This window comes from Rothia sp. 110740021-2 (genome assembly GCF_054263775.1).
The window spans coordinates 1,245,286-1,267,985 of the sequence record NZ_JBSZFE010000001.1 but is presented as its reverse complement, the minus strand read 5'-3'; the positions used below and the strand labels follow the sequence as shown (position 1 = coordinate 1,267,985).

The following is a 22,700-nucleotide window of genomic DNA, read 5'->3' as shown; positions in this document are numbered from 1 at the left end:
TGTTCCCCGCGCGAGCGGGGATGAGCCTGAGCACTCTGACCCAAGATCAGCTCCTCGCAAGTGTTCCCCGCGCGAGCGGGGATGAGCCTTCATTTAGCGCACATGAGGACGAGGTACGCGCGTGTTCCCCGCGCGAGCGGGGATGAGCCAGCGGCCGCGTCCACAGGCGCGGCACCGCCTTACGTGTTCCCCGCGCGAGCGGGGATGAGCCAGCTCAAAAATGGTTTGAGGAACGCGAAGAAAAAGTGTTCCCCGCGCGAGCGGGGATGAGCCAGCTGGTATTGATAACGCGCCCGCTCCGCTGTCGTGTTCCCCGCGCGAGCGGGGATGAGCCGTCGTGAATCTCTTCTGCATTGTGGTTATGGCGGTGTTCCCCGCGCGAGCGGGGATGAGCCGGAATACGGCGAAAACCCAGGCGTTCACATCCAGTGTTCCCCGCGCGAGCGGGGATGAGCCGTACCGCATCATGCACGCGCTGGAACCCGGCGGGTGTTCCCCGCGCGAGCGGGGATGAGCCGCAGGCAAACCCCTAAACGTGAAGTTTTTCTACGTGTTCCCCGCGCGAGCGGGGATGAGCCGCGGTTCACCCTCATTTACGCCGTGGACTCGGAGTGTTCCCCGCGCGAGCGGGGATGAGCCGTGATGCCGTAGTATTCCTCTGCGTTGCGGAAGGTGTTCCCCGCGCGAGCGGGGATGAGCCGCTGTGTGACGCTGCGGCGCGAACGCTGACGAAGTGTTCCCCGCGCGAGCGGGGATGAGCCGTGCACGGCAAGCAGATCGCGCTCAATCAGGAAGTGTTCCCCGCGCGAGCGGGGATGAGCCGAACTCGCAGACCTTCTCGAAACGCTGGTTGTCGTGTTCCCCGCGCGAGCGGGGATGAGCCGCTCCGAATCAGAATCGATGGGGTTGATGAGGTGTGTTCCCCGCGCGAGCGGGGATGAGCCGACATTCTCTATTTCCTCTCAGAGAATGGGTATGTGTTCCCCGCGCGAGCGGGGATGAGCCGCGCCTCGCACACCAGGTGCGGGCACCAAAGACGTGTTCCCCGCGCGAGCGGGGATGAGCCGCAGGCGGCACCAGCGTATGGCGGCGCATGAACGTGTTCCCCGCGCGAGCGGGGATGAGCCGGGTCGCATCCACCGATATTCTCTCAACATCCCGTGTTCCCCGCGCGAGCGGGGATGAGCCGTAATCCCAGGGGAAGTTGTAGCCGGGGTCCGTGTGTTCCCCGCGCGAGCGGGGATGAGCCGCTCACCCGCGCCGTCATGGACTCGCTAACCAGGTGTTCCCCGCGCGAGCGGGGATGAGCCTAGTGCAATGATGCACGGGTTCCTATCGTGATTGTGTTCCCCGCGCGAGCGGGGATGAGCCGAAAGGCGACTTCAAGAGCGAACACCAATACGGGTGTTCCCCGCGCGAGCGGGGATGAGCCGGCGGCGTAATTATGCGTATGACTCGACAGGTCGTGTTCCCCGCGCGAGCGGGGATGAGCCGAACACACCTCTGTATTAGGTGGAGACGCTGCTGTGTTCCCCGCGCGAGCGGGGATGAGCCGGTCACGTTCACCGGGGCGGCGGGTGTATCCGCGTGTTCCCCGCGCGAGCGGGGATGAGCCGCTGAGGGCCGACGCGGCGGCAGTGCTCGCATGGTGTTCCCCGCGCGAGCGGGGATGAGCCGGCCACCGGCCACCATTTCGGCTGCAAGGTCTTGTGTTCCCCGCGCGAGCGGGGATGAGCCGAGTCCGGAGATGAAGGCTGCGGTAACGCTGGCGTGTTCCCCGCGCGAGCGGGGATGAGCCGGACAATGCTGGTTGGGCGGTAGATCTTCTGGCGTGTTCCCCGCGCGAGCGGGGATGAGCCGGCTAAGCGTGACCGCGCAGCAGGCCGCCGTCAGTGTTCCCCGCGCGAGCGGGGATGAGCCGCCTGTAAGCGCATATATTGACACGCTCCGCCTGTGTTCCCCGCGCGAGCGGGGATGAGGCCGAGCGAATCGGCACCCAGGGAGGATGCGATCTGTGTTCCCCGCGCGAGCGGGGATGAGCCGCCGCTGGTCATATATTCGTTGATGTGGCCCGAGTGTTCCCCGCGCGAGCGGGGATGAGCCGGAACAAAACCGTGAGCACTGAAATTCAGTCATGTGTTCCCCGCGCGAGCGGGGATGAGCCTGGCGGCGTAATCATGGAACGAATCGAAGAAGGGTGTTCCCCGCGCGAGCGGGGATGAGCCTGGCGCGAAACCATGCGAAAGCACCACCTCAAGGTGTTCCCCGCGCGAGCGGGGATGAGCCGTCTCAGCTGCTTGTTCTACACGCAGAGCCTTTGTGTTCCCCGCGCGAGCGGGGATGAGCCGTATTACGCCCGGTGGGCTCATGCGATTTTCCAGTGTTCCCCGCGCGAGCGGGGATGAGCCGGAAACCGGCATCCCGGTAGATATCTCCTTCCGGTGTTCCCCGCGCGAGCGGGGATGAGCCGACTGGCCATCGTTGCCCCAGTGATGAATCACGGTGTTCCCCGCGCGAGCGGGGATGAGCCTTGAGAGCCTCATTCCTCTAATCGGCAGCGCTAGTGTGTTCCCCGCGCGAGCGGGGATGAGCCCTACATTAACGTCAAATAACGAAAGGAAACCACCATGCGCACCCCCACCACCTCCCAAAACCAGACACCCACCACCAACAACGCCACCCGCAAACTCGCCACCGCGCTAGCCATCGCAGCAGTCCTCGCCCTGCTCATCATCGGCTACATCCTCACCAACAAAACCGACCCCAAACCGGCGAGCGCCCCCCACCCCCACCGGCAGCGTCATCTACAACCAGGCGCCCACCACCACCCCGAGCAGCCCCACCCCGCAAGCGTCCAGCACCATTATTGGCGGCACGAAGGTGAACGGCCAGCCGCTCTACACCGCCCCTGCAACGTCCGTCACCAAGTTCTGCAAGGCATGGGCTAGCGCCTCCGCCAGCAAAGAGACGTTCCTCAAAAATATTGAACCCTACGTCACCTCCGACGTACTCGAAGGACTCAAGGACACCGACCTGCGCAACCTCACCACCGATAACCCGACGCTGACCGATATCGTCATCAACCCGGTAGCCGGCACGGAACGCACTTATAACGCCTACTGCGTCTACAACCGCGAAGCCTTCCCCCGCTACGGCGGCACCTTCACCAGCACCGACGGCTCCGACTGGGTACTCTCCGAACCCAACGACCCCGCCGCCGACCCGCAGGTTCTAGCCGACAAGCGACCCACCCCCGAACGCACCAGCAACTACGACCTCAACTACCCCCCCCCAAAAAAAAGGTTTGGCCCCGGAACAGCACCTACGCTGCTCCGGGGCCAAACCCTTCTAATCCACATCACCACAATTATCCACGCTGCACACTAAACAGCTCCACCTTCCCATCATCATTCACACGACGCACCCGCAAACCCTCACCGTGTTCCCCGCGCGAGCGGGGATGAGCCCCCAGCGGCGCGAAGGGAGCTCTCTCGCTTCGCGTGTGCCCTGCGTGAGTGGGGATGAGTCCTATATTAAGGGCAATAATGAAAGAGGCTCAACGTATTCCCCGCACTCGCGGGGCACAGGTAAAGCCCCTCGACCCGCAGCAGTAAACTGCAGGTCGAGGGGCCTCCTCATCCATTAGCTGGTAGAAAGGGCAGCCCTAGAAAACTAGGGAACCACCCCTTACGCCACCGCCACGGTACCCTTGGTCGCAGTACCATTTCGGGTCCACAGCAGCAGTGCTGCCACGCTGTTGATGATGTAGAAAATGTATTTGCCGACGTTCGCGAAGTTGCCCTGAGTCAGCGCCTTTATGCACTGCACGGTGTTGTACAGGAACCAGAATTGCCACTGCATCGTGAGCTTGAGCGCGTTCAGAATGTTTGCTGACAGGGACAGCCCAAACACTACGGTCGTGATCCAGAACAGGAACGAGGTCTTGCCGCCGTAACCGACATAGTTCGCAATCAGGGAGAACGCGAACGAACCTACCACAATACCGCCAATAATCAGCTGGCCCTTCGCGCCGGTCGGCGGTTCCAACGCCTTGCCGCGTTCGGAGTTCTGCCACCTACGAATCGCGAAGGTGTACACGATAAAGGTCACTGGGTAGGTGATGATTGCCGCCTTGTTGCCCAGAATGTAGTCAATCGCGCCAGACAGCGCCGTGTTAATAATGCCGAGTACGTTGCCGACGTTTGAGAGGCGGCCGGTCAGGCGGGTAGACATCATTGAAATACCCACGTTAATCACGGAAATCACGCCGAGGGGAATGAAGTTAGTGATCGGGCCCCAGTCGACGTATTTGGCGAGGTTGGTGCTCAGGTATCCTGAGGCGATTGCGATGGCGATAACCAGTGCTACGCCGAAAAGGTCGGCGTACTTAGACTTGGCGAAAAAGAGGAGAGCCTTCTCGTATGAGAATTCTTTGGCCTCCATGGGTAACTCCTTTGTTGAGGATATAGAAACAGTGATAGGGTACCAATAACAATAACTCTTTGAAAAGGATTTGAACCGGCGTGTCACACATAAAACATCAGAAACCCACTGACTCCGCATCTTGATACAAAGAAAACCCTGTGCCCTTCTAGACCCCATACCAACTTCCGGCAAACCTTGCCCCGGCAACCGAGGAAACTAAAGGCCGACGCCTCGTTATTCAGCGTGCCACCATCACTGAAACCGGTATGACCGTGAACTACACTGCACACGGTCTGCGCGAATTCCTTGGCGAAGGCACCACTCTGACCGTACGCCACGGCTACATTCGTAACGACTCTTTCGAAACCCTGCGCTCCTGGCCGCTCACCCCCGAATTTGACGATGACGCTGACAGCTTCAGCAGTAGCGACCAGTTCCCCATCGAGCTGATGCAGGGTGAAGGTGTTGATCATGCCCTGTAGCTGGATATTTGCTCCGACCCGTGAGGTCAGGAAATCGCCCATCAGATTGCTGTGCGCATCCCGGTGGCTGAGACCAAGATACTGAAGACTTCTTTCGAGGATGTTCCGGATAGCCACCCGTTCGCTGAGGACATCCGTATGGCGAACCAGAAGAAGTGGCTGATACCGAACCCGTAGACTGGCGCGTTTGAGTCGGACCGCCCTGTGACCCGTGAGGAGCTTATTGCTCTGCTGAACCACGCTGCTGGTCACGCTGGCGTGAACGAAAACTCGGATATTGCACCCTTCGCAGATGCGGCAGGCCGCCAGACCGCGAATGCGTTGCACTGGGCTTGTGACCGTAAGATCACTGAGCCGCTCACTGGTGGTGACAAGATTGACCCGACCGCACCGGTTTCTCATGAGGAGCTAGATCGTTTCATTCGCCGTTACATGCTGCAGAACCTGCTGTTCACTGACTTCTCGTATGTCTCCTAATTTTTAGTCACCTCGGCACCGTGTCACCCCCGGCACCGTGTGTTGGGGTGCGTGGACCCCCGTCTTCTGGCTTTTGCTGGAGGCGGGGGTTTTTGCCATGCCCCGTATTGCCGCACCTCGGGGAGTTTTAGTGACAGGCTGTGCCTGGCATATGAAATTTTGCGTTATATATGCCTAAAATCTTGCAAAATCCTGTGCGCTAAGTAAGTATTACCTAGAAGGTAAGTTAAAGTTTGCCTTACTTAATACTGTGTGAAGACTAGTTTCCTTCCTCGTGGGCCCACGAAACCCATAGCAAAGAGTAGGAAAATCGCGGCACCTCACCACCTGTCGGTGGCGGAGAGACGCACCTTTACACACACCCACGAAAAAAAGGACATACATATGAAGCTCGCATCAAGCAAGGCATTCAAGGGCCTCGCCGTTGGATCGCTGGCACTGGCAATTTCCGGCGTTGCCACCATCCCCGCATCGTTCGCGGCAGAATCCACCCGGGCAGCAAGCCAGAGCAGCGACGCTCGCACCATCACCGACAAGGCGATGGCAAAAATCACCCAGGGCCTGCCCGGTCAGTTCCAGGTCGCATACTCCAAGAAGACCAACAAGATTTGGGTTGCTGGCACTGCAGACCGCGACGAGCACGTTTCCACTATCGCTCGCATTGACGCAAACTCCCTGAAGATTGAGGCAGTTGCCGAGCTGCCCATTATCAAGGGGGACTCGGGCTACTCCTACGAGGGTGCGTACGGTATCACCGTCGATGACGAGGAAGGTACCGTGTGGGTGACCAGCACCCGCGATAACTCCGTTGCCGTATACGATCAGGCGACCATGAAGCAGCTGTGGACCAATGCGGGTCTGAGCAAGGACGACCCGAACTGGATCGAGCACCCCCGCGAGGTGCGTGTCGATCACGAGTCGGGTAAGGCTTTCGTGACCGGTCGCTTCTTTGTCTCGGCTATCGATCTGAAGACCAAGAAGGTCGAGAAGATTCAGCTTGAGGGCGCACCCGATGGCGGTACCCGCTACATCAGCATGAACATTCTGGTGGACGGTGGTAAGCTGTACGTTCCCGAGCGTACCGGCGGCAAGATTTTCGTCATCGACACCAAGACCTTCAAGGTGGAGACCAGCTTCGACACCAAGGGCAACGCTGAGGGTGAGGTTCGCCCCTCCGACATCGCGATTGACCACTCCCAGAACGAAATTTACGTCTCCTCCCAGGGCGTGAAGGGCGAGAACTCCGGTGTATCCGTGTACGATGCGACCACCCACGAGTTCAAGAAGTTCATCCCCTTCGGCACCCAGGCGCTCTCGCTCGATAATGATGAGGCCAACGACTTGGTGTACGTCTCTGACTTTGGCACCGGCAAGGTGGGCGTGATTGACGGCGGCGCAGCAGACAAGCTGATTGCCGAGGTCGCCATGAACGGCGGCAAGGCAAACGACCTGGTCGTACTGCCCAACGGTTCCGTTGTCGCTGTGGACAAGCAGGCTGACGCAACCGCAACCGTGCCCTACGTCCTCGACGGCACCACCGGCACCGTCAGCACCTCCAGCCAGGTCACCAGCAAGCCCGGCAAGGACCGCCAGGGCAACGACGTACCCGCAAAGACCACCGACATTCAGGCGAACTCCATCCTGAAGTTCAAGGTCACCGCAACCGCAGGCGACAACTCTCAGGTCAAGCAGGTCACCCCCGAAACCCGCGAGTTCCAGGGCTACCCGGCAACCGCCACCAAGACCAAGGCGGCCGACAACAACGCAACCACCCCCTCCACCGAGGCACACCGCACCGTGGATGCAAACGGTAGCGTTGCGAACATCATTCAGGGCCTGCCCGGCCAGTTCCAGGTTGGCTACTCCAAGAAGAACCACAAGCTGTTCGTACCCACCGTGGGTGCGCGCGGCGGCCTCGCTTCCTCCCTGGCACGCGTGGATGCAGACACCCTGAAGACTGAGGCATTCGCCGAGCTGCCCGTGAAGAAGAACGATAAGGGTCAGTACGGTTACACCTCCGCGTACGGCGTGACCGTTGATGACGTGGATGGCACCGTCTGGGTTACCAACACCATCGACAACTCCGTGGCAGTGTACGACCAGCAGACCCTCAAGCTCATCTGGACCAACGAGGGCGCGAAGGAAGGCGACCCGAACTGGATTGAGCACCCCCGTTCCGTTTTGGTTGACCACGAGTCCGGCAAGGCATTTGTGACCGGTCGCTTCTTCGTCTCCGCGATTGACCTGAAGACCAAGCAGGTTGAGAAGATTCAGCTCGAGGGCGCACCCGACGGCGGCACCCGCTACGTGAGCATGAACCTGTTCCTCGATGGCGGCAAGCTGTACGTGCCCGAGCGCACCGGCGGCAAGCTCTTCGTTGTGGATACTAAGACCTTCAAGGTTGAGAAGACCATCCAGACTCAGGGTGAGGACTCCACCGTTGAGGTTCGCCCCTCCGACGTTGCTGTGGACTACTCCCTGGGCGAAATCTACGTCTCCTCCCAGGGCGTGAAGGGTGTCAACTCCGGTATCTCCGTGTACGACCTTAACACCGGTGAGTTCAAGAAGTTCGTCAAGTACGGCACCCAGGCGCTCGCCCTGGAGCATGACGAGGATCGCGACCTGGTGTACGTGACTGACTTTGGCACCGGTAAGGTAGCTGTCTTCGACGGTCGCGCTGACGAGGTCATCGGCGAGGTTGAGATGAACGGTGCAGCTGCGAACGACGTGACCCTGCTCAAGGACGGCTCCGTGCTGGTTGTCGACAAGAAGGACCGCGACGATAAGGTGACCCTGCCCTACGTGCTCAACGGCACCACCGGCGAGATCACCACCGCCAGCGAGTACACCTCCTTGCCTTATAAGGATCGCCAGGGTAACGACGTTCCCGCATCGGTTCAGCAGCTGAAGGCTAACTCGATTCTGAAGTTCAAGGTTGGTGTGAAGGACACCGACGCGAGCGCAGCTCCGGCGACCATCACCCCGACTTCGCTCGAGTTTGCGGGTTACCCGACGGTGACCGGCGTGAAGGCTGAGGAGTCGAAGCCAGCTGATCCGAAGGTTGAGGATAAGAAGTCTGACGCTAAGTCCGAGAACACCGCAGAGGCTAAGGACCAGACCTCCAAGGATCAGGCATCTCAGTCTGATTCGAAGTCTGACGCTAAGACCGGTGCACAGGACTCCAAGTCTGATTCCAACTCGGACTCCAAGCCTGCTCCGGATGCTGTGAAGGCTGATAAGTCCGGTTCGGCGGTGAAGAATGGCGGTTCCTCGGTCGCTAAGAGCGATGCTGGTTCCTCGCAGGCTGGCTCTTCGCGTGGTGCTTTGGCGAACACCGGTGCTAACGCTGTGCTGCCGCTGGTTGCTTTCGCTTCGGTGGCTCTGATCGCGGGTGCTGCTCTGGTGATGCGCCGTCGCAAGGCATAAGCGTGGCGTTTAGCTTTCGGGCTTAAATGCTCGATTCGATGTAACGCGTGAGAAGGCGGGTATTTTCTCTTTTGGATTCTTTGAATCTGGGGGAGGGGGTACCCGCCTTTTGTGTATCTGCTTGGGCTAATGCTGGATGGATGGTGTGAAAGCATATTTATATATATGCACATGGCTATAAAAATATAGGTTTTGAATGTCGAAAAATGTGCGGCTCATGGTGAATGTTGCTGGCGCGCCTCACCTAAAATTTTAAATTAATATGTAAATATGAGAGCATCACAATACCCCTAGTTTCCAGGGTTTTCGCCCGCAAGGTCAAGGAAAACCCTGGAAACGAATCAACCTTCGCATGATGCTGAAGGCGAATTTGGGGGTCATTTATAAAAACACAAAACATGCACATGTCGTTGCTTATTATTTTATGAGTAGAACACTGAGGATGAGAAGGTAAGTAAATTTATGTATTACTACACATCTGCTTTTCATGCCGTCGAATATGTCACCGCATATTCACTGGTGTCTTGTTAGCATTCGCCTGTGGCATGTGAGCACTTCCGTTATATATTTGAAGGATACACATTGAACCTCACTCCCTCCTCGGTTAAAGCATTGAAAGGGCTCGCCGTCGGCTCCTTCGCAGCACCGAACACCGCACACCAGATCAGCGCATCGTCTCCTTCTACCACAGCGCTGAGCCGCGTTGTTGACACATCCGCATCCATTGCCCAGATTACCCAGGGTCTGCCCGGTCAGTACCAGGTTGCCTACTCTAAGGAGATCAACAAGATCTGGATGGTCGGCGTGGGTGCACGCGATGACCTCGCCTCCACGATTGCTCGTGTCAATGCAGACACTCTTCAGATTGAAGAAGTGGCAGTGGTTCCTTTCGAGCTGGATAAGAACGGCGAATTTGGCTACATTTCTGCGTACGGCATCACTGTTGATGACGTGATCGGCACCGTGTGGGTTACTAATACCACCGACAACTCCCTGTCTGTGTTCGATCAGAACACCATGGAGCTGATTTGGACTAACCACGGCATTGCCGAGAGTGACCCTAACTGGATTGAGCACCCCCGCTCCGTGCTGGTGGATCACAACTCCGGCAAGGTGTTCGTCACCGGTCGCTACTACGTGTCCGCTATCGATATGAAGACCTACGAGGTCACCAAGCTGCAGCTCGAAGGCGCGCCCAATGGTGGCACCCGCTACGTTGGTATGAACATGACCGTTGATGGTGACAAGCTGTACGTGCCTGAGCGCACCGGCGGCAAGGTCTTCGTCATTAACACCCATACGTTTAAGACCGAGCAGGTTATCCGGACCCGCGCCGAGGATTCCACTGTTGAGGTTCGCCCCTCTGATGTCACTATTGACCACTCCGAGAACGAAATTTACGTCTCTTCCCAGGGGGTGGACGGCGTGAACTCCGGTATCTCCGTCTATGACCTGAGCACCGGTGAGTTTAAGAAGTTCGTCAAGTTCGGCACCCAGGCGCTGTCTATGGAGAACGATGAGGCACGCGACCTGGTGTACGTGACTGACTTCGGTACTGGCAAGATTGCTATCTTTGATGCGAAGACCGACCGTGTGATCGGGGAGGTTCAGATGAACGGCGGTAAGGCTAACGACCTGACCATCACCGAAGACGGCTCTGTCATTGCAGTGGATAAGCAGGACATTGCCAACACCACCGCGGCTGTACCCTACGTGCTGAACGCGAAGACTGGCGACGGCTCCCTGGCCGACACCTACACTTCTAAGGCGACCATTGACTATAACGGCAAGGCTGTTCCCTCTTCGCAGCAGAAGCTAGTTCCGAACTCCATCGTGAAGTTCTACGCTGAGGTTTCCGAGGGTGAGTTCACCTCCACCGCGACCATTAACCCCGCTAAGATTCCTTTCCAGGGCTACCCGAAGCAGGCTACCGCAGTGCTGATTGACCCCTCCCCTGAACTTTGCTGAGGGTGCCGTCGACATTACCCGACCGCGGGTGCGGAGGTAAGTGCGGTGGAGGTGCTGGATAGATGTCGGGGGAGCACCTGGCATAGCTGGAAAAGGGCCCATGCGGTGGGTTTTGCACTCAATGTAAAATATGTGACTCAATTCACTGCTCTTCGATTTGGTTGTTTTCGAGAACCTCTGTAAAGTTATATGTGTTGCCAGGGAGGCCTGGTAAAAGAGATTTAAATCTCACGGCCCCATCGTATAGCGGCCTAGTACTCCGCCCTCTCACGGCGGCAACACCGGTTCAAATCCGGTTGGGGTCACCACTAGGAAAAAGCCTTGATTCTTCGGAGTCAAGGCTTTTTATTTATGTCTGTATCGGCGGGAATATCTCTTAGATTCTATGGTGCCGCCGTGACCTCTCAAAAGAATAAAAGCGAGAAGCCGCATGTGTTTCAAACACATGCGGCTTCTCGGCGGTATAGAGGATCCAGAACCTACTGTGCCGACGCCTCAGCAGAACCTGCAGGAGTCGCCTCCGCAGGCTCAGCATCCTCAGCAGAAGCGCTCGGGCTCAGTGACGGAACCGGTGAAGCAGAAGCAGTACCCGGAGCACGACGCACCATACGCCAAGTGCCGTCCTGGTAGTGCGCCACAATCTGGCCAGTTACCGGCTTACCCGGGTACTTGAACACCTCGGTCAGCGGCTGTACACGATCATTGGTCTTGCTGTACACACCAGCCCCCTCAGCACTATCAATCACCATCTCAGTTGCCCAAGAGTAGTAGCCGGTGCGGGTGTCCTTAGTCGGGCGGTCAGTAGTCAACGACAGAATCACCGGACGCTCCGAACCGATAACCCAGCCGCTCTCCGAAGCGTACATGCTCTGGAAGAACTCAGCCACGGTTGAGTAGTCGCCGGTATGGTCAATGTTCGTGAAGCGTGCACCGTCACCGGTCAGCAGCAGGTAGTTCAGGGTAGCCTGCCAGTACGCAATGAACGCGTGTAGACCCTCAACACTGTTCTCACGCAGCTTCGCCGGCTCTACCGGAATCGCAACGTTGACAGCCTTGTGTTCCTTGGTGCCGGGCTCAAAAGTGCCGGTGGAGGAGTAGTCAGCAAGAACGACCTCACCCTTCATGCTGGGACCAGCCTCAACGGTGGTGGTTACCTCCGCAGTGGGAGAGACGGATGCGGTAGCGCTCGCGGTCGAAGACTCTGTAGCGGATGCGCTCGTGGTCGCCGAAGATTCGGAGGACTTCGAGGAGCATGCGGCAAGAAGCGCTGCGGTGCCCAGACCTAGAGCGGTCAGGGCGGTGCGGCGAGTGTACATGGTAGACATGGGGCTCTTTCTGAGATGAATAAAGTATGTGGCGGAAATGAACTAATTCCAGGGTATCGCAGGGGAGCGGTCAGCCCAATGTTGTGTGTGCCTCCATCGCGGTAAAAGTGGCGGTAGATGACGAAAAACACGGGGCCCAAGGCTTCTCATACGACTGCGATATGACCGAGGTCCTAAACGGAGGCGCCGGATCTGCTCACGCTTGAAGTGGGTGAGCATGTTGTAAGTTTGGCTGGTTCATTTCTAACCGTCCAGGCACCATCCTGATACTTCAAGATAAAGAAAAATTCATAAAATCACCGGGGGCTGCTACTCAATGAGGCCATGGTGAGTTCCCCACTATCTGTATAGTGGATTTTTGCTTCCTTGCTGTAACGGCCAACACCCAGCCAGCGGTACTGTTGTTCGTCAACCTTCTGTGGGGTCTCCTCGGACAGATCAGCTATGAGTGGCGTCTCGGTGCCGTATATCCACTCCTCATCCTTTGCGTATAACTCTACGTATGCTTCCATTTTCTGCACGTAGATGGTGTCCAGGTTCACGACCTTGAGCGGTTTAGCGTCACCGGTGATCACCATATAATTCAGGGATGCGACCCAGTAGCCTATAGCAAGGTACATACCTGACCTCGTCTTACGCTCCATGCCATCGGGAGGGGCGGGCATGGGCGGGTTTTCTGCTTTCTTCGTGGAGCTTGCGGGGCGGTACGTTCCGGTGGACTTGTAGCTATTGAACTTCAATTCGCCCTTGTGGGGGAGCAGCGGGTCAACTACGCTCGGATCATCCAGCGGGCGAATATTGCTTGCGCACGCAGTCAGAGCCGCATGAATACCGGTCGCACCAACTCCAGAAGAGTACGTCGAGTGAAGAAGATAGTCATCAGAAGCTCTTCGTTGGATCCAATACAGAACAAATAACGACGCCGTGTACCAGAGCAGACGTAAACGCCCTGTAAAGACTTATCAGTACGTCAATGTATATACGTTAAGCACACCCAAGCGCCACTCCTCCTACCCCGAATATCCGTAGGGTTTTCCCCTGGGTGTTCCCTGAGACTCCGCAGAGTTACGGCAGAGATTCGGCACAAAGAAACCCCGCCCACGGTGCATTACCGCAGGCGGGGGAGAAGCCTACCTCAAGCTGTTATGTCTTAACTCAGTAGGATGAGAGTCTTAGACAGCAGAAGAGCTAGAGGAAGAACCGGAAGCCGACGAAGGAGAATCTTCGTCGCCGGTGAGCATAATCCACTTACCGTCCTTGTACTCCACGGCAACCTTCATTAGCTTGCCATTCGGGCTAGAAGCGGTCATAAAGGGCTGGTCAGACGTATCCTCACGATGAATCTTCGCATCGGCGCTGTAGTTCATGTATGCCGGCCAGGTGTAACGACGGGTACCCTTACCGGACGCCTTCTGTGGAGAACCACTAATGAGCTCAAGAGTAACCGGGGTATCCGTACCGTAGATCCAGCCCAGATCGCTCTCGTACATGAGCGTAAGTTCCTGCAGACTCTTCGCATACACATCTGCAGGGTCAGCCTTCTTCATCGGCTCAGTATCGCCGGTCATCAACGCATAGTTAAAGCTCGCCAGCCAGTAGCCAATGAACGCATACATGCCATCAACGTTATCTTCGTTCATGTTTGCCGGAACTAGAGGCTTGGGCACGTTCTGCGCCTTCTTTTCGGCAGTGGCGGGAACGTATTCCTCGTTCTTCTCGAAGTTATCGAACTTCACAAAGCCCTTATAGGACTTGTCCGAAGAAGCAGATGCGGAAGCAGTAGCCGAAGCGTTTCCGGAAGCACTCGCGGAAGCGGAGCTAGACGCCGAACCTTCAGCCAGCGGGCGGATATCGCTAGCGCACGCAGTCAAGGCAGCCAGCACACCGGCACCGGTCGCACCCAGTGCCACGCGGCGGGACATACCAGCAGAAGTGAGGGAAGGGCTCGTCATAATCAGCCTTTCATAGGAAGTCAACAAAGGAAATTGAGTGAGTTGACACCCCCATCATACCCGGCGTACCTTATAACAACCCCAAAACGCAGATGAACAACAAATAGCTGGGCGCATACGAAGACACCCCGTAGCTGCCACACAATAAAAGACAGCTACAGGGTGAACAACAGAATACACCTCGACTGATCCGGAAGCACCGGCTAACGGAGCAGATGCGCAAAATTACGGCGTGCCTGAGCCACCTTCGGGCTCACCACAAACGCACAATAACCTTGCGCCGGATTCAACGCGTAATAATTCTGGTGATACTCCTCAGCCTCATAGAACACGCCCAGGGGCTTAATCTCCGTAACAATGGGGGAGGGATACAGCTGCTGAGCACGCGCCACCGCACGCTCAAACGCCTCACGCTGCTGCTCATCCGCGTAGAAAAGCACCGAACGGTACTGCGAACCGGTATCCGCGCCCTGACGATCCCAGCTCGTCGGATCGTGACTCGTGAAGAAAATATCCAACACCGTATCCAGGTCAATCACCTGCGGGTCAAAACTGAGCTTTACCGCCTCCTGATGCCCGGTCGTGCCCGAACACACCGAACGATAATCAGGGTCGGGAATATCGCCGCCCGTGTAGCCGCAGACGCTCACCTCAACCCCGCAGAACTGGCGGTACACCGCATCCAGGCACCAGAAACAGCCGCCAGCAAGTACAACATCAGTCATGATTCCTCCTCAAATAGTGAGCCTCGAACTAACACTTAGAAATCCACACTACCTAAAGAACACCGAAGAGCCACAGAATATTCCTAAGCAGACACATGCTTCGGCGTAAACCGCCACCTGCCACAATAGAGGTATGACTGAAAAACTAGAAACCCCCACCCTTGCAGAAGTCATCGACGCCTTCCACACGCTCTTCCCGCCGCAGCTCGCTGCCGGATGGGACGCATCCGGCCTCGTCGCCGGACGTGGCGCTGCTAAAGTGAGCACTGTCCTCTTCGCAGTAGACGCCCTCACCGCCACCGCCGAAGAAGCCGTAGCTGAAGGCGCGCAGCTACTCATCACCCACCATCCGCTGCTGCTGCGCGGCGCAAAGTTCATCCCCGACAGCGACTACAAGGGCAACATTCTGCACACCCTCATCGAGGGCGGATGCGGCCTGCTTGGCGCGCACACCAACGCAGATGCCGCCGTTGAAGGCGTGAATGAAGCACTCTGTGAGGCTATCGGCCTGATTGATTGTGAACCGCTTACCGAAGCACAAACCCAGGTACTCGACGAACAGGAACACACGGTAGGCACCGGTCGCCTTGGCACCCTACCCGAAGAAATCACCCTCAAGGAACTGGCAGAACGCCTCGCTGCGGTGCTACCCGCAACCGCCGGTGGCCTGCGCATCGCCGGACGCGCCGACCAGCCAATCCGCCGCGTCGCCCTCTGCGGCGGTGCCGGTGACTCTCTCTTCGGCGCCGTGCGCGCCACCGACGCGCAGGTGTACATCACCGCCGACCTGCGCCACCACCCCGCCAGTGAATTCCGTGAAACCGCACGAGTCGACGGCAGCAACATCGCTCTGATTGATTGCTCCCACGCAGCCAGCGAATCCCTCTGGTTGCAGTCGGCGGCAAACCGCCTGCGCGCCCTGCTCGCTGAGCGCGGCTTCACCATCGAAACGAAGCTGTCCACGCTGAACACCGACCCGTGGGACTTCACCGTCTCCACTGGCGTGGCAACCGGTCAGGAGGCGCACTCGGCAAGCACCGAACCCGCCGTCGCATGGACCAGCCTGACTGAACAGTAAACGCTCAAAGTAGCGGCTGAAGAGCTGCCAAGAGCCAAGAAATAGACACAGTAAAGCCCGGCCTGTACGCGTCCGACAGGAATCTTTCATCAAGGATTCTCAAAGGAACGTAAAGGCAGGGCATTACTTCTGGGGGGGTGTCACCCCGCGAACGCGAGCGGTCTAAACGACCTTACGTAGCGCGAGCCTGGAATGCGCCGATCAGAGTCACCAGCTCACCATAACTCACCATGTGCTGAGCATCGAAAGCGCCGCAAATGTGGGAAAGTGGTTTTACAGGGGGGCGATACAGGCTTAAGCCCCTAGAAAATAGTTACAAAATCTTCAATATGATGTAAAAAATAAGCGAAAACAAATAATTGGGCAACCTACTGCTCATGCACTAGCAGAGTCACAACACCCGCCTTACGCGCCGTCGGCAGAGTGCACTCCACCGACCAGTCCTCGCTGACCGCCTCCAAAAATTCGGCAATACCCGCTGTGGAACCACCAATAGGACGAGCCGCCAAACCCGACTGAATCAGGTAGCGCGCAAACAGGCCACGGTAATGCTTCGCCATATGCGAGACGACCTTACGCGACCCATCAGCCGCCACACGCTCCACACGAACCGCCAGAGTCTGTGACGGGGAAGTCACCCACGACTTCGCGTAGGCTGCAGAACGGCAATCCAGAATCAGCTGGTCCTTCGCGGTCGCCTCCAGAGCGGTACCTAACGCGCCCTTCCAGAAGGAGGCAAGCGCACCCACCGAACCCAGCTTTACGCCCATCGACAGGCGGTAGGCGGGGATCGCGTCCTCGGGGCGCAGAATACCCCACAGCGCCGAAGAAATTAGTAGCGACCAGTGCGCGGCATCGCGTTCGGCGGGGGAGAAGCTTGCATAATCCAGTGCTTCAAAGAGCACGCCAGTGTAGGTGCGGATCGCGGGCTGTGCTGGTTCGGTCAGCAGGCGCGTATTGCGTTCCACCTCTGCTTTGAGAGAGGAACCCACCTTGAGCTCCGCCAGAGCGTCTACGCTGGCGCTTACCTGCGCCAGCTCCTCCAGAACGCTCTCACGCTCAGCCGTAAGCTCAGGGAACGAGAGGTCAGCAAAGCATACGGGTGCGTTACCAGTGGGGGCGGAGGTTTTACCTTCGGAGGGGGGAAGAAGAATCAGCATCTCTCCAGTGTACCCGCGAGACGCCGGTGTGCCCCCAACACGCCCCTGTGTACCCGTGAGGGAGCCCGGGACATAGCCACCTCCAAGGTTGTGCGTATAATGGGTTGGGTGAAACGGGCCGTCCGGGCAATCGCGAGGCATACGTGTTTCGAGGAAAGTCCGGGCTCCACAGCACAGGATGGTGGATAACATCCACTCGGGGTAACCCGCAGGCTAGTGCCACAGAAAGTAAACCGCCGCGGTTCGCCGCGGTAAGGGTGAAAGGGTGGTGTAAGAGACCACCAGCGGGCGCGGTGACGCGCCCGGCTAGGTAAACCCCATTCGGAGCAAGGTCAAACAGAATACGCCATGGTAGGGTAGTGCGCCCGATCCCCGTTAGCTTCCTTCATGGAGGTGGGGTGCGTATTCGGGTAGGCTGCTTGAGACGTACGGCAACGTACGTCCTAGATAGATGATTGCCTCGAAATGCCCCTTCGGGCGGCGTTTTAGACAGAACCCGGCTCATAGGATGACCCGTTTCACGTTACTGTTGACTGATGAAAAACATCATCGACTGATCGAAAACGAAGACCGCGAATGCACGCTCAAGCGCATTCGCGGTCTTCGTTTAAAACTTCTCCAAAGGTCTCTGACCTCCAGAAGTGCTCGTGATTAGTGACCAAACGGATCCGGGTCTACGCCGGGCATCCAGGAGTTACCGTCGACGGTCCAGCCTTCCTTCTTCACGACCTTCTTCATCTTGCCGGTCCACTTCTTGTTCAGGCGGTTCACGTACAGCTTGCCGTCCAGGTGATCGGTTTCATGCTGCATGCAGCGTGCAAACCACCCGGTTGCCTCAAACTGGACGGGGTTGCCGTGCTCGTCAAGACCGTTCACGGTCACCCACTCGGCACGCTTGAGGGGGAAGCCGTAACCGGGGAAGGACAGGCAACCCTCTTCCTCCTCGTAGGGGTCTGGGTCAGCGGTAGAAATCTTACCCAAGGTCAGTACCGGGTTGATGATGCAGCCGCGCGGGGGAACGCCGTCCTCATTCTCCATCTTGTAGGTGAAGATGCGCAGGCCCACACCAATCTGCGGTGCTGCTAGACCCACACCGTTGGATGCGTCCATAGTCTCGTACATGTCAGCCACGAGCTCCTTGAGCTCATCATTAAACTCGGTGACGGGTGCCGCTGGGCGGTGCAGAACGGGGTTGCCGTGAATAACGATGGGGCGAATAGCCACGGAATCATCCTTTGCTTGTGTTGAACGGGAACTGTTGGGTGGGAACTTACCGGATGCGCCTACCTCGTGAAGAATTACCTCGTGAAGATGTGGTGCGCCCTGTTCCCGCTCGCTAGTTTAAAGTGCGGGTGTAAAAGCTCTGTTCCGGTACACCGTGTGCGGGCAAACCGAATCGAGGGTAAACGAAAGGGCCGTTACGGATAACCATAACGACCCTTTCCGTCGGGGTGATCGACGGGGGTTGAACCCGCGACCTCCTGGACCACAACCAGGCGCTCTGCCAACTGAGCTACGACCACCATGTGCTTCGCTTGGTTTCCCTTGCGATACGCAACGGATACTACTGTACAGGAGATTCAGAAACCTGCCAAATCAAAAAGCCGTGATGCTTGTTACAGTCCGTGCTTACGCCTTGGATGCCTCAGAAACGGACGCCTCAGCCTCGCACTCAGCCGCCTCACGTGTGGCTCGCTCAGTCTCCACCTCACGCGCAATCTGCGCCGAAGCAATCGCATCCGGGCCCTGCGGCACAAAAATAGTGCGGCGGTAATACTTCAACTCATCAATCGAGTCCTTGATATCACCCAGTGCGCGATGGTTACCGGTCTTCGCCGGGGCGCTGTGACGAGCCGCCGGGTACCAGCGCGACGCCAGCTCCTTAATGGTCGACACATCAATTACACGGTAGTGCAGGTGCGCCATGACCTTGGGCATGTAACGCTCCAGGAAACGCTTATCCATGCCCACCGAGTTGCCGCCCAGCTGCGCCTTGCCCGCCACCGGAACATACTTCTTGATGTAGCGAAGCACCTGCTCCTGCGCGTAATCCATTGACACACCGTGCTCAATATCGGGCAGTAGACCCGAGGCCTCATGCATCGAACGCACAAAGTCATTCATGCTCTCCAGCGCGCCGGCAGGAGACTCGTCACCGGGCTTAATGACGAACTCAACACCGGAACCCAGAATATTCAAATTGGCATCCGTGACCAGAACGCCCACCTCGACGAGAGCATCATTCTCCACGTCCAAGCCGGTCATCTCACAGTCAATCCATACAATACGTTCACTAGAAATACTCACCCTCCCACTCTACCCCCAAACACCGCCGACCCGGTGGATAGCACATCACAAAAGGGTGCAAGAGGGCGCAAGAGGATGCACAAACGGCAGCATCGAGGGAGAACTGCGCCACTCTGCGTGCCCCTGAGGTATGTTCACAAGCTTCTTCATAACAGTGATTCTCACAAGTGCATCCAAGGGCTCCGGTATGATAAAAGCCAGAAGGACGATGCAGACAGAAAGGGAGTTATGCGCGCACTAAAGGAGCTAGCACACCGGCTCACCACCCCCAGCGCACACGACGCACCTCTCTCACCCAAACTCTTGGACTACGTCAATAATCATCGTCTGCGTACGCTGATTATCGGCACTATCGGCTCCATCATGGTCACCCTCGGCTCCTACGCCGTCGGTTGGCTCGCCGACAGCTCTAACTTCTGGCGCTACGACATTATCCGCGCCATCCGATTCGAAGCCGCATGGGTCATTACCGGCATTATTATGCTCGCCCTCGGCGCCATGATTATGTGCCGTGAATGGCTGCGCATCTACCAGAAAATGGGTGACTGGAACGAACCCAACACCATGCGTTGGATGATTGCCGTCATCACCAGCTGGTCTCTGCCGCAGGTCTTCGCCTTCACCATCTACAGCCGCGACATGTTCTCCTACTACGGGCAGGGCATGGTCATGGCGCACGGCCTCAACCCGTACAAGCACGGTGTCTCCGAGATCTCGAACTTCATGCAGAACGGTGCGGACCCCATGTGGGCGGAATCTCCACCCCCGTACGGACCGGTCTCACTCAAGCTCGAAGAGTGGATTGTGCACCTGGCGGGGGAGAACATCGACCTCTCCCTCTTCTACTTCCGCCTGCTTTCCGTGTTCGCGGTCATCGGCATCCTCTTCTACGTGGCAAAACTCGCTAAGGCACACGGCTTCAATCAGGTCCGCGCCCTCTGGCAGATCGGCCCGAACCCGCTGTTCATCGCATCGTTCATCGCCAGCGGCCACAACGACTCGCTCATGACCATGTTCATGCTCGGCGGCCTCTACTACGCCAAGCGCTACCGCGACACCTGGTGGGGCGGCCCACTCGGCGTGACCTTCGTAGCCCTCGGCGTTGCTGTCAAGCCGCTTGCCCTCGTGGTGCTGCCCTTCGTGGGTCTGCTCTGGGCGGGTAAGAACGCCTCCTGGCCGCGCAAGTTCATCTTCTGGGCCCTCTCCGGCGTGCTACTGCTTGCTGAAATGACGCTCATGGGCTGGGTAACCGGACTGGAATTCGGCTGGATTAGGGCACTGTCTACCACCGGCGGCCAGTACATCTGGTACACCCCCTTCGGCCTGGTCATCGGCGCCGCCTCCCTGTTCGTTCAGGGCGACGCCTTCGAGGTCATACGCAAGCTCATCGAGACCGTCGGCAAGGGCATCGGCATGCTCGGCGCTATGGCAATGGCATTCGTTGGACGCGACCGCAACATCGTCCGCCATGCCGGCCTCGCAATCCTGTTCATGCTCCTGTGCAGCCCCATGATTCAGCCCTGGTACCTGCTCTGGGCAATCCCGATGCTCGCCGCAACCGGTCTGCGCTCGCACTTCCAGCTCATGTGGTACTTCATCACCACGCTGTTCTTCATGGCGTACGGTGTGAGCGACCAGCTGAACGTATCGCCCTACCTGCGTGACTTCAACCAGGACATGGGCCGACTCATCGCGACCGTCATCTGCCTGGGCTACATCATCTACCTGGTGGCCCTCGACCCGGCAACCCGCCGCCTGGTGTACGTGAGCCTGCACCCCACGCAGATTCGCCGCACCGCCATCCGCCTGTGGTGGCAGCTGTTCCCCGGCGCATCAAGCCGTCGTACCCGCCGCCGCGAGGTGAAAAAGGCAGAACGGGAAGCCGCCAAGATAGGCTCCTAGCGTGAATTCCCAGCGCGAACTCCCGGTGTAAATCCCGGTCGTGCTTACCGGATGTCGGGCCAGCCGGATGCGCTGCCCAGTGGACCGGCCCCCGCGTGAGAGGCGCGGTGCAGGAGAAGCATAAATTCTCATGTACCCTAGAGGAAGGCCTCAGTAGCTCAGAGGATAGAGCAGGAGCCTTCTAATCTCTTGGTCGGGGGTTCGATTCCCTCCTGGGGCGCCACATGCAGAAACCGCCCCGCACCCTAAACTCAGGGTGCGGGGCGGTTTTCTTTATAGTTTTTGCGTTGGTGTGCCGCGAGGTGCCGGGAGGCTATTTCTTGGCTGGGATTACTTCTTGGTTGGGTTGGTGCCCTTGCAGGAGTTAAGGACGCGCTCCATAACCTTCTTTTCCTCCGCGGTGACCCACAGTTTGTACTTCGCCTTCACGTGCACCTGGCGTGCCACGTAGGTGCAGCGGTAGGCGGTGTTGCTCGGCAGCCAATCGGAGGCGTCTGCATCGGACTTCTGCTGGTTTGCCGGGCCGTCTGCAGCGAGCAGGTTTTCTGGGTCGTTCGCCAGTTGGCGGCGCTGCTCTGCGGTCAGATCCTGCGCACCGGTCTGCCACGCGTTCGAAAGAGCCACCACATGATCAATCTGCACGGCTGCGGAGGTCTTCTTGCCGCGCTTGAACTCAATGGTCTTGCCGGTGTACGGGTCATTCAGAGTGCCGCTAATTACGGTGCATGCGTGGGTCCTGACCTTGAAACGAAGGTTGGTCAGATCGCGGCGCAGAATGTCGTCGCGAGTGTTGCACTTGTTACCGTCAACGTCATCCCAAGCGGGGCCGAACTGTTCACGAGAGTAGCCAGCCTTCGACGCGCGTTCCTTCACCTGCAGGGATACCAGCTCGCTCTTCGCGGTCGCCAGATCCGGTGCGAGCGCGGTCGCGAGATCAACCGCCTTGTACGGGTTCTTGACCTCGGCGAGGGTTTCTGTGGCAACGGTGGTTTCTCCCTCATCGGTGGCGGAGGTCGTCGCCTCCGAACCGAGCATGCCGTCCACACCGTTCTTACTCACGTAGACTAGGCCAATAATCAGCAAGATAACGGCAAACACAGCGAGCAGACCGTAAATGAGACGCTTTTTCTGCGGGTCCATCGAGTCGGGCAGCTTGGGCAGGTTGCGTTGAATCCGCTGAAGATCCTGTAGTGTGGGCAGGTCGTTGCTGTTGATGGGCTTTTTGCTCACGGAAACTCCGGGGGTAGATCGGGATGCGGCTGAGTGCACCGCATCATCAAGGATAGAGCGCGTGGGATAGAAATAGTTAACGTGAGGGCAAAAAATAGCCGCCCCGACGCTGAAATGCCTATCATGATGCCGGATGGGGTGGGGTTTTGTGGAAGTAGCTTTGGGGGCCGCGGGCGTGATGCCGGATGGGGAGTAGTCGTCATATTTCTGTGGGGAGTGCACTGCCTGCGGGTAGATTTTGAA

Annotated in this window: 16 protein-coding genes, 3 tRNA genes, 1 other RNA gene and 1 CRISPR repeat array (1 of these 21 running past the window's edge); of the genes, 10 read left to right on the top strand and 10 right to left on the bottom strand. The window is 58.0% G+C overall.

What is annotated here, in order from left to right:
* Window positions 1-2,594: a CRISPR direct-repeat array (repeat unit 29 nt; unit sequence GTGTTCCCCGCGCGAGCGGGGATGAGCCG); it reaches 306 nt to the left of the window's first position.
* Window positions 2,595-2,880: 286 nt separating this feature from the next.
* Complete coding sequence (locus tag ACUXHH_RS05200) at window positions 2,881-3,387, top strand: hypothetical protein (RefSeq protein WP_458390961.1); 507 nt, start codon at window positions 2,881-2,883, stop codon at window positions 3,385-3,387.
* Window positions 3,388-3,687: 300 nt separating this feature from the next.
* Here ACUXHH_RS05200 and ACUXHH_RS05195 read toward each other — a convergent pair whose 3' ends face one another.
* Window positions 3,688-4,443: a nicotinamide mononucleotide transporter gene (locus tag ACUXHH_RS05195; RefSeq protein WP_458390960.1), complete on the bottom strand. Its 756-nt coding sequence runs from the start codon at window positions 4,441-4,443 to the stop codon at window positions 3,688-3,690.
* Window positions 4,444-4,691: 248 nt separating this feature from the next.
* On the opposite strand from ACUXHH_RS05195, the gene ACUXHH_RS05190 reads away from it, so the two are divergent.
* From ACUXHH_RS05190 to ACUXHH_RS05170, 5 genes are all read left to right on the top strand, one after another.
* On the top strand, window positions 4,692-4,907 hold the full coding sequence (locus tag ACUXHH_RS05190) for a hypothetical protein (protein WP_314078224.1): 216 nt from the start codon (window positions 4,692-4,694) through the stop codon (window positions 4,905-4,907).
* Between the two features lie 204 nt (window positions 4,908-5,111).
* Window positions 5,112-5,384 (top strand): hypothetical protein, encoded by a 273-nt coding sequence (locus ACUXHH_RS05185; RefSeq protein WP_458390959.1) that lies wholly within the window; start codon window positions 5,112-5,114, stop codon window positions 5,382-5,384.
* Between the two features lie 384 nt (window positions 5,385-5,768).
* Window positions 5,769-8,810 (top strand): peptidase, encoded by a 3,042-nt coding sequence (locus ACUXHH_RS05180; RefSeq protein WP_458390958.1) that lies wholly within the window; start codon window positions 5,769-5,771, stop codon window positions 8,808-8,810.
* Window positions 8,811-9,392: 582 nt separating this feature from the next.
* The gene (locus tag ACUXHH_RS05175) at window positions 9,393-10,778 is read left to right on the top strand and encodes a YncE family protein (protein WP_458390957.1); all 1,386 of its coding nucleotides are present in this window, start codon (window positions 9,393-9,395) and stop codon (window positions 10,776-10,778) included.
* Window positions 10,779-11,010: 232 nt separating this feature from the next.
* Window positions 11,011-11,086: transfer RNA gene (locus tag ACUXHH_RS05170), tRNA-Glu, on the top strand.
* A gap of 171 nt (window positions 11,087-11,257) precedes the next feature.
* On the opposite strand, the gene ACUXHH_RS05165 is transcribed toward ACUXHH_RS05170, so the two are convergent.
* From ACUXHH_RS05165 to msrA, 4 genes are all read right to left on the bottom strand, one after another.
* Entirely contained in the window at window positions 11,258-12,103 is an 846-nt protein-coding gene (locus ACUXHH_RS05165; protein ID WP_458390956.1) for a DUF6318 family protein, read from the bottom strand.
* A 296-nt stretch (window positions 12,104-12,399) separates the two neighbouring features.
* Complete coding sequence (locus tag ACUXHH_RS05160) at window positions 12,400-12,768, bottom strand: DUF6318 family protein (RefSeq protein ID WP_458390955.1); 369 nt, start codon at window positions 12,766-12,768, stop codon at window positions 12,400-12,402.
* 507 nt (window positions 12,769-13,275) lie between these two features.
* Entirely contained in the window at window positions 13,276-14,055 is a 780-nt protein-coding gene (locus tag ACUXHH_RS05155; RefSeq protein WP_458390954.1) for a DUF6318 family protein, read from the bottom strand.
* Window positions 14,056-14,258: 203 nt separating this feature from the next.
* The gene (gene msrA, locus ACUXHH_RS05150; RefSeq protein ID WP_458390953.1) at window positions 14,259-14,780 is read right to left on the bottom strand and encodes a peptide-methionine (S)-S-oxide reductase MsrA; all 522 of its coding nucleotides are present in this window, start codon (window positions 14,778-14,780) and stop codon (window positions 14,259-14,261) included.
* A gap of 133 nt (window positions 14,781-14,913) precedes the next feature.
* Between msrA and ACUXHH_RS05145 the strand changes: the two genes are divergently transcribed.
* Window positions 14,914-15,858 carry a Nif3-like dinuclear metal center hexameric protein gene (locus ACUXHH_RS05145; RefSeq protein WP_458390952.1) on the top strand — a complete coding sequence of 315 codons (945 nt, stop codon included), beginning with the start codon at window positions 14,914-14,916 and terminating at the stop codon, window positions 15,856-15,858.
* A 368-nt stretch (window positions 15,859-16,226) separates the two neighbouring features.
* Here the strand turns inward: ACUXHH_RS05145 and ACUXHH_RS05140 are convergent, their stop codons facing one another.
* Entirely contained in the window at window positions 16,227-17,018 is a 792-nt protein-coding gene (locus ACUXHH_RS05140) for a YaaA family protein (protein ID WP_314078249.1), read from the bottom strand.
* Window positions 17,019-17,132: 114 nt separating this feature from the next.
* Between ACUXHH_RS05140 and rnpB the strand changes: the two genes are divergently transcribed.
* An RNA gene (rnpB, locus tag ACUXHH_RS05135) (RNase P RNA component class A) lies at window positions 17,133-17,538 on the top strand.
* Window positions 17,539-17,669: 131 nt separating this feature from the next.
* On the opposite strand, the gene def is transcribed toward rnpB, so the two are convergent.
* The 3 genes from def to orn form a co-directional block, all read right to left on the bottom strand.
* Window positions 17,670-18,242 (bottom strand): peptide deformylase, encoded by a 573-nt coding sequence (gene def, locus ACUXHH_RS05130; protein ID WP_060823562.1) that lies wholly within the window; start codon window positions 18,240-18,242, stop codon window positions 17,670-17,672.
* Window positions 18,243-18,468: 226 nt separating this feature from the next.
* A tRNA-His gene (locus tag ACUXHH_RS05125) sits at window positions 18,469-18,541 on the bottom strand.
* A gap of 106 nt (window positions 18,542-18,647) precedes the next feature.
* Window positions 18,648-19,325, bottom strand: a complete 678-nt coding sequence (gene orn, locus ACUXHH_RS05120) for an oligoribonuclease (RefSeq protein WP_458390951.1) — start codon at window positions 19,323-19,325, stop codon at window positions 18,648-18,650.
* Window positions 19,326-19,553: 228 nt separating this feature from the next.
* Here orn and mptB point away from each other — a divergent pair, with 228 nt between their 5' ends.
* Complete coding sequence (mptB, locus tag ACUXHH_RS05115; protein ID WP_279740646.1) at window positions 19,554-21,227, top strand: polyprenol phosphomannose-dependent alpha 1,6 mannosyltransferase MptB; 1,674 nt, start codon at window positions 19,554-19,556, stop codon at window positions 21,225-21,227.
* Between the two features lie 147 nt (window positions 21,228-21,374).
* A tRNA-Arg gene (locus ACUXHH_RS05110) sits at window positions 21,375-21,450 on the top strand.
* Between the two features lie 107 nt (window positions 21,451-21,557).
* Here the strand turns inward: ACUXHH_RS05110 and ACUXHH_RS05105 are convergent.
* A complete protein-coding gene (locus ACUXHH_RS05105; RefSeq protein WP_279740648.1) occupies window positions 21,558-22,457 on the bottom strand; it encodes an HNH endonuclease family protein in 900 nt (299 codons plus the stop codon).
* Window positions 22,458-22,700: the final 243 nt, after the last annotated feature.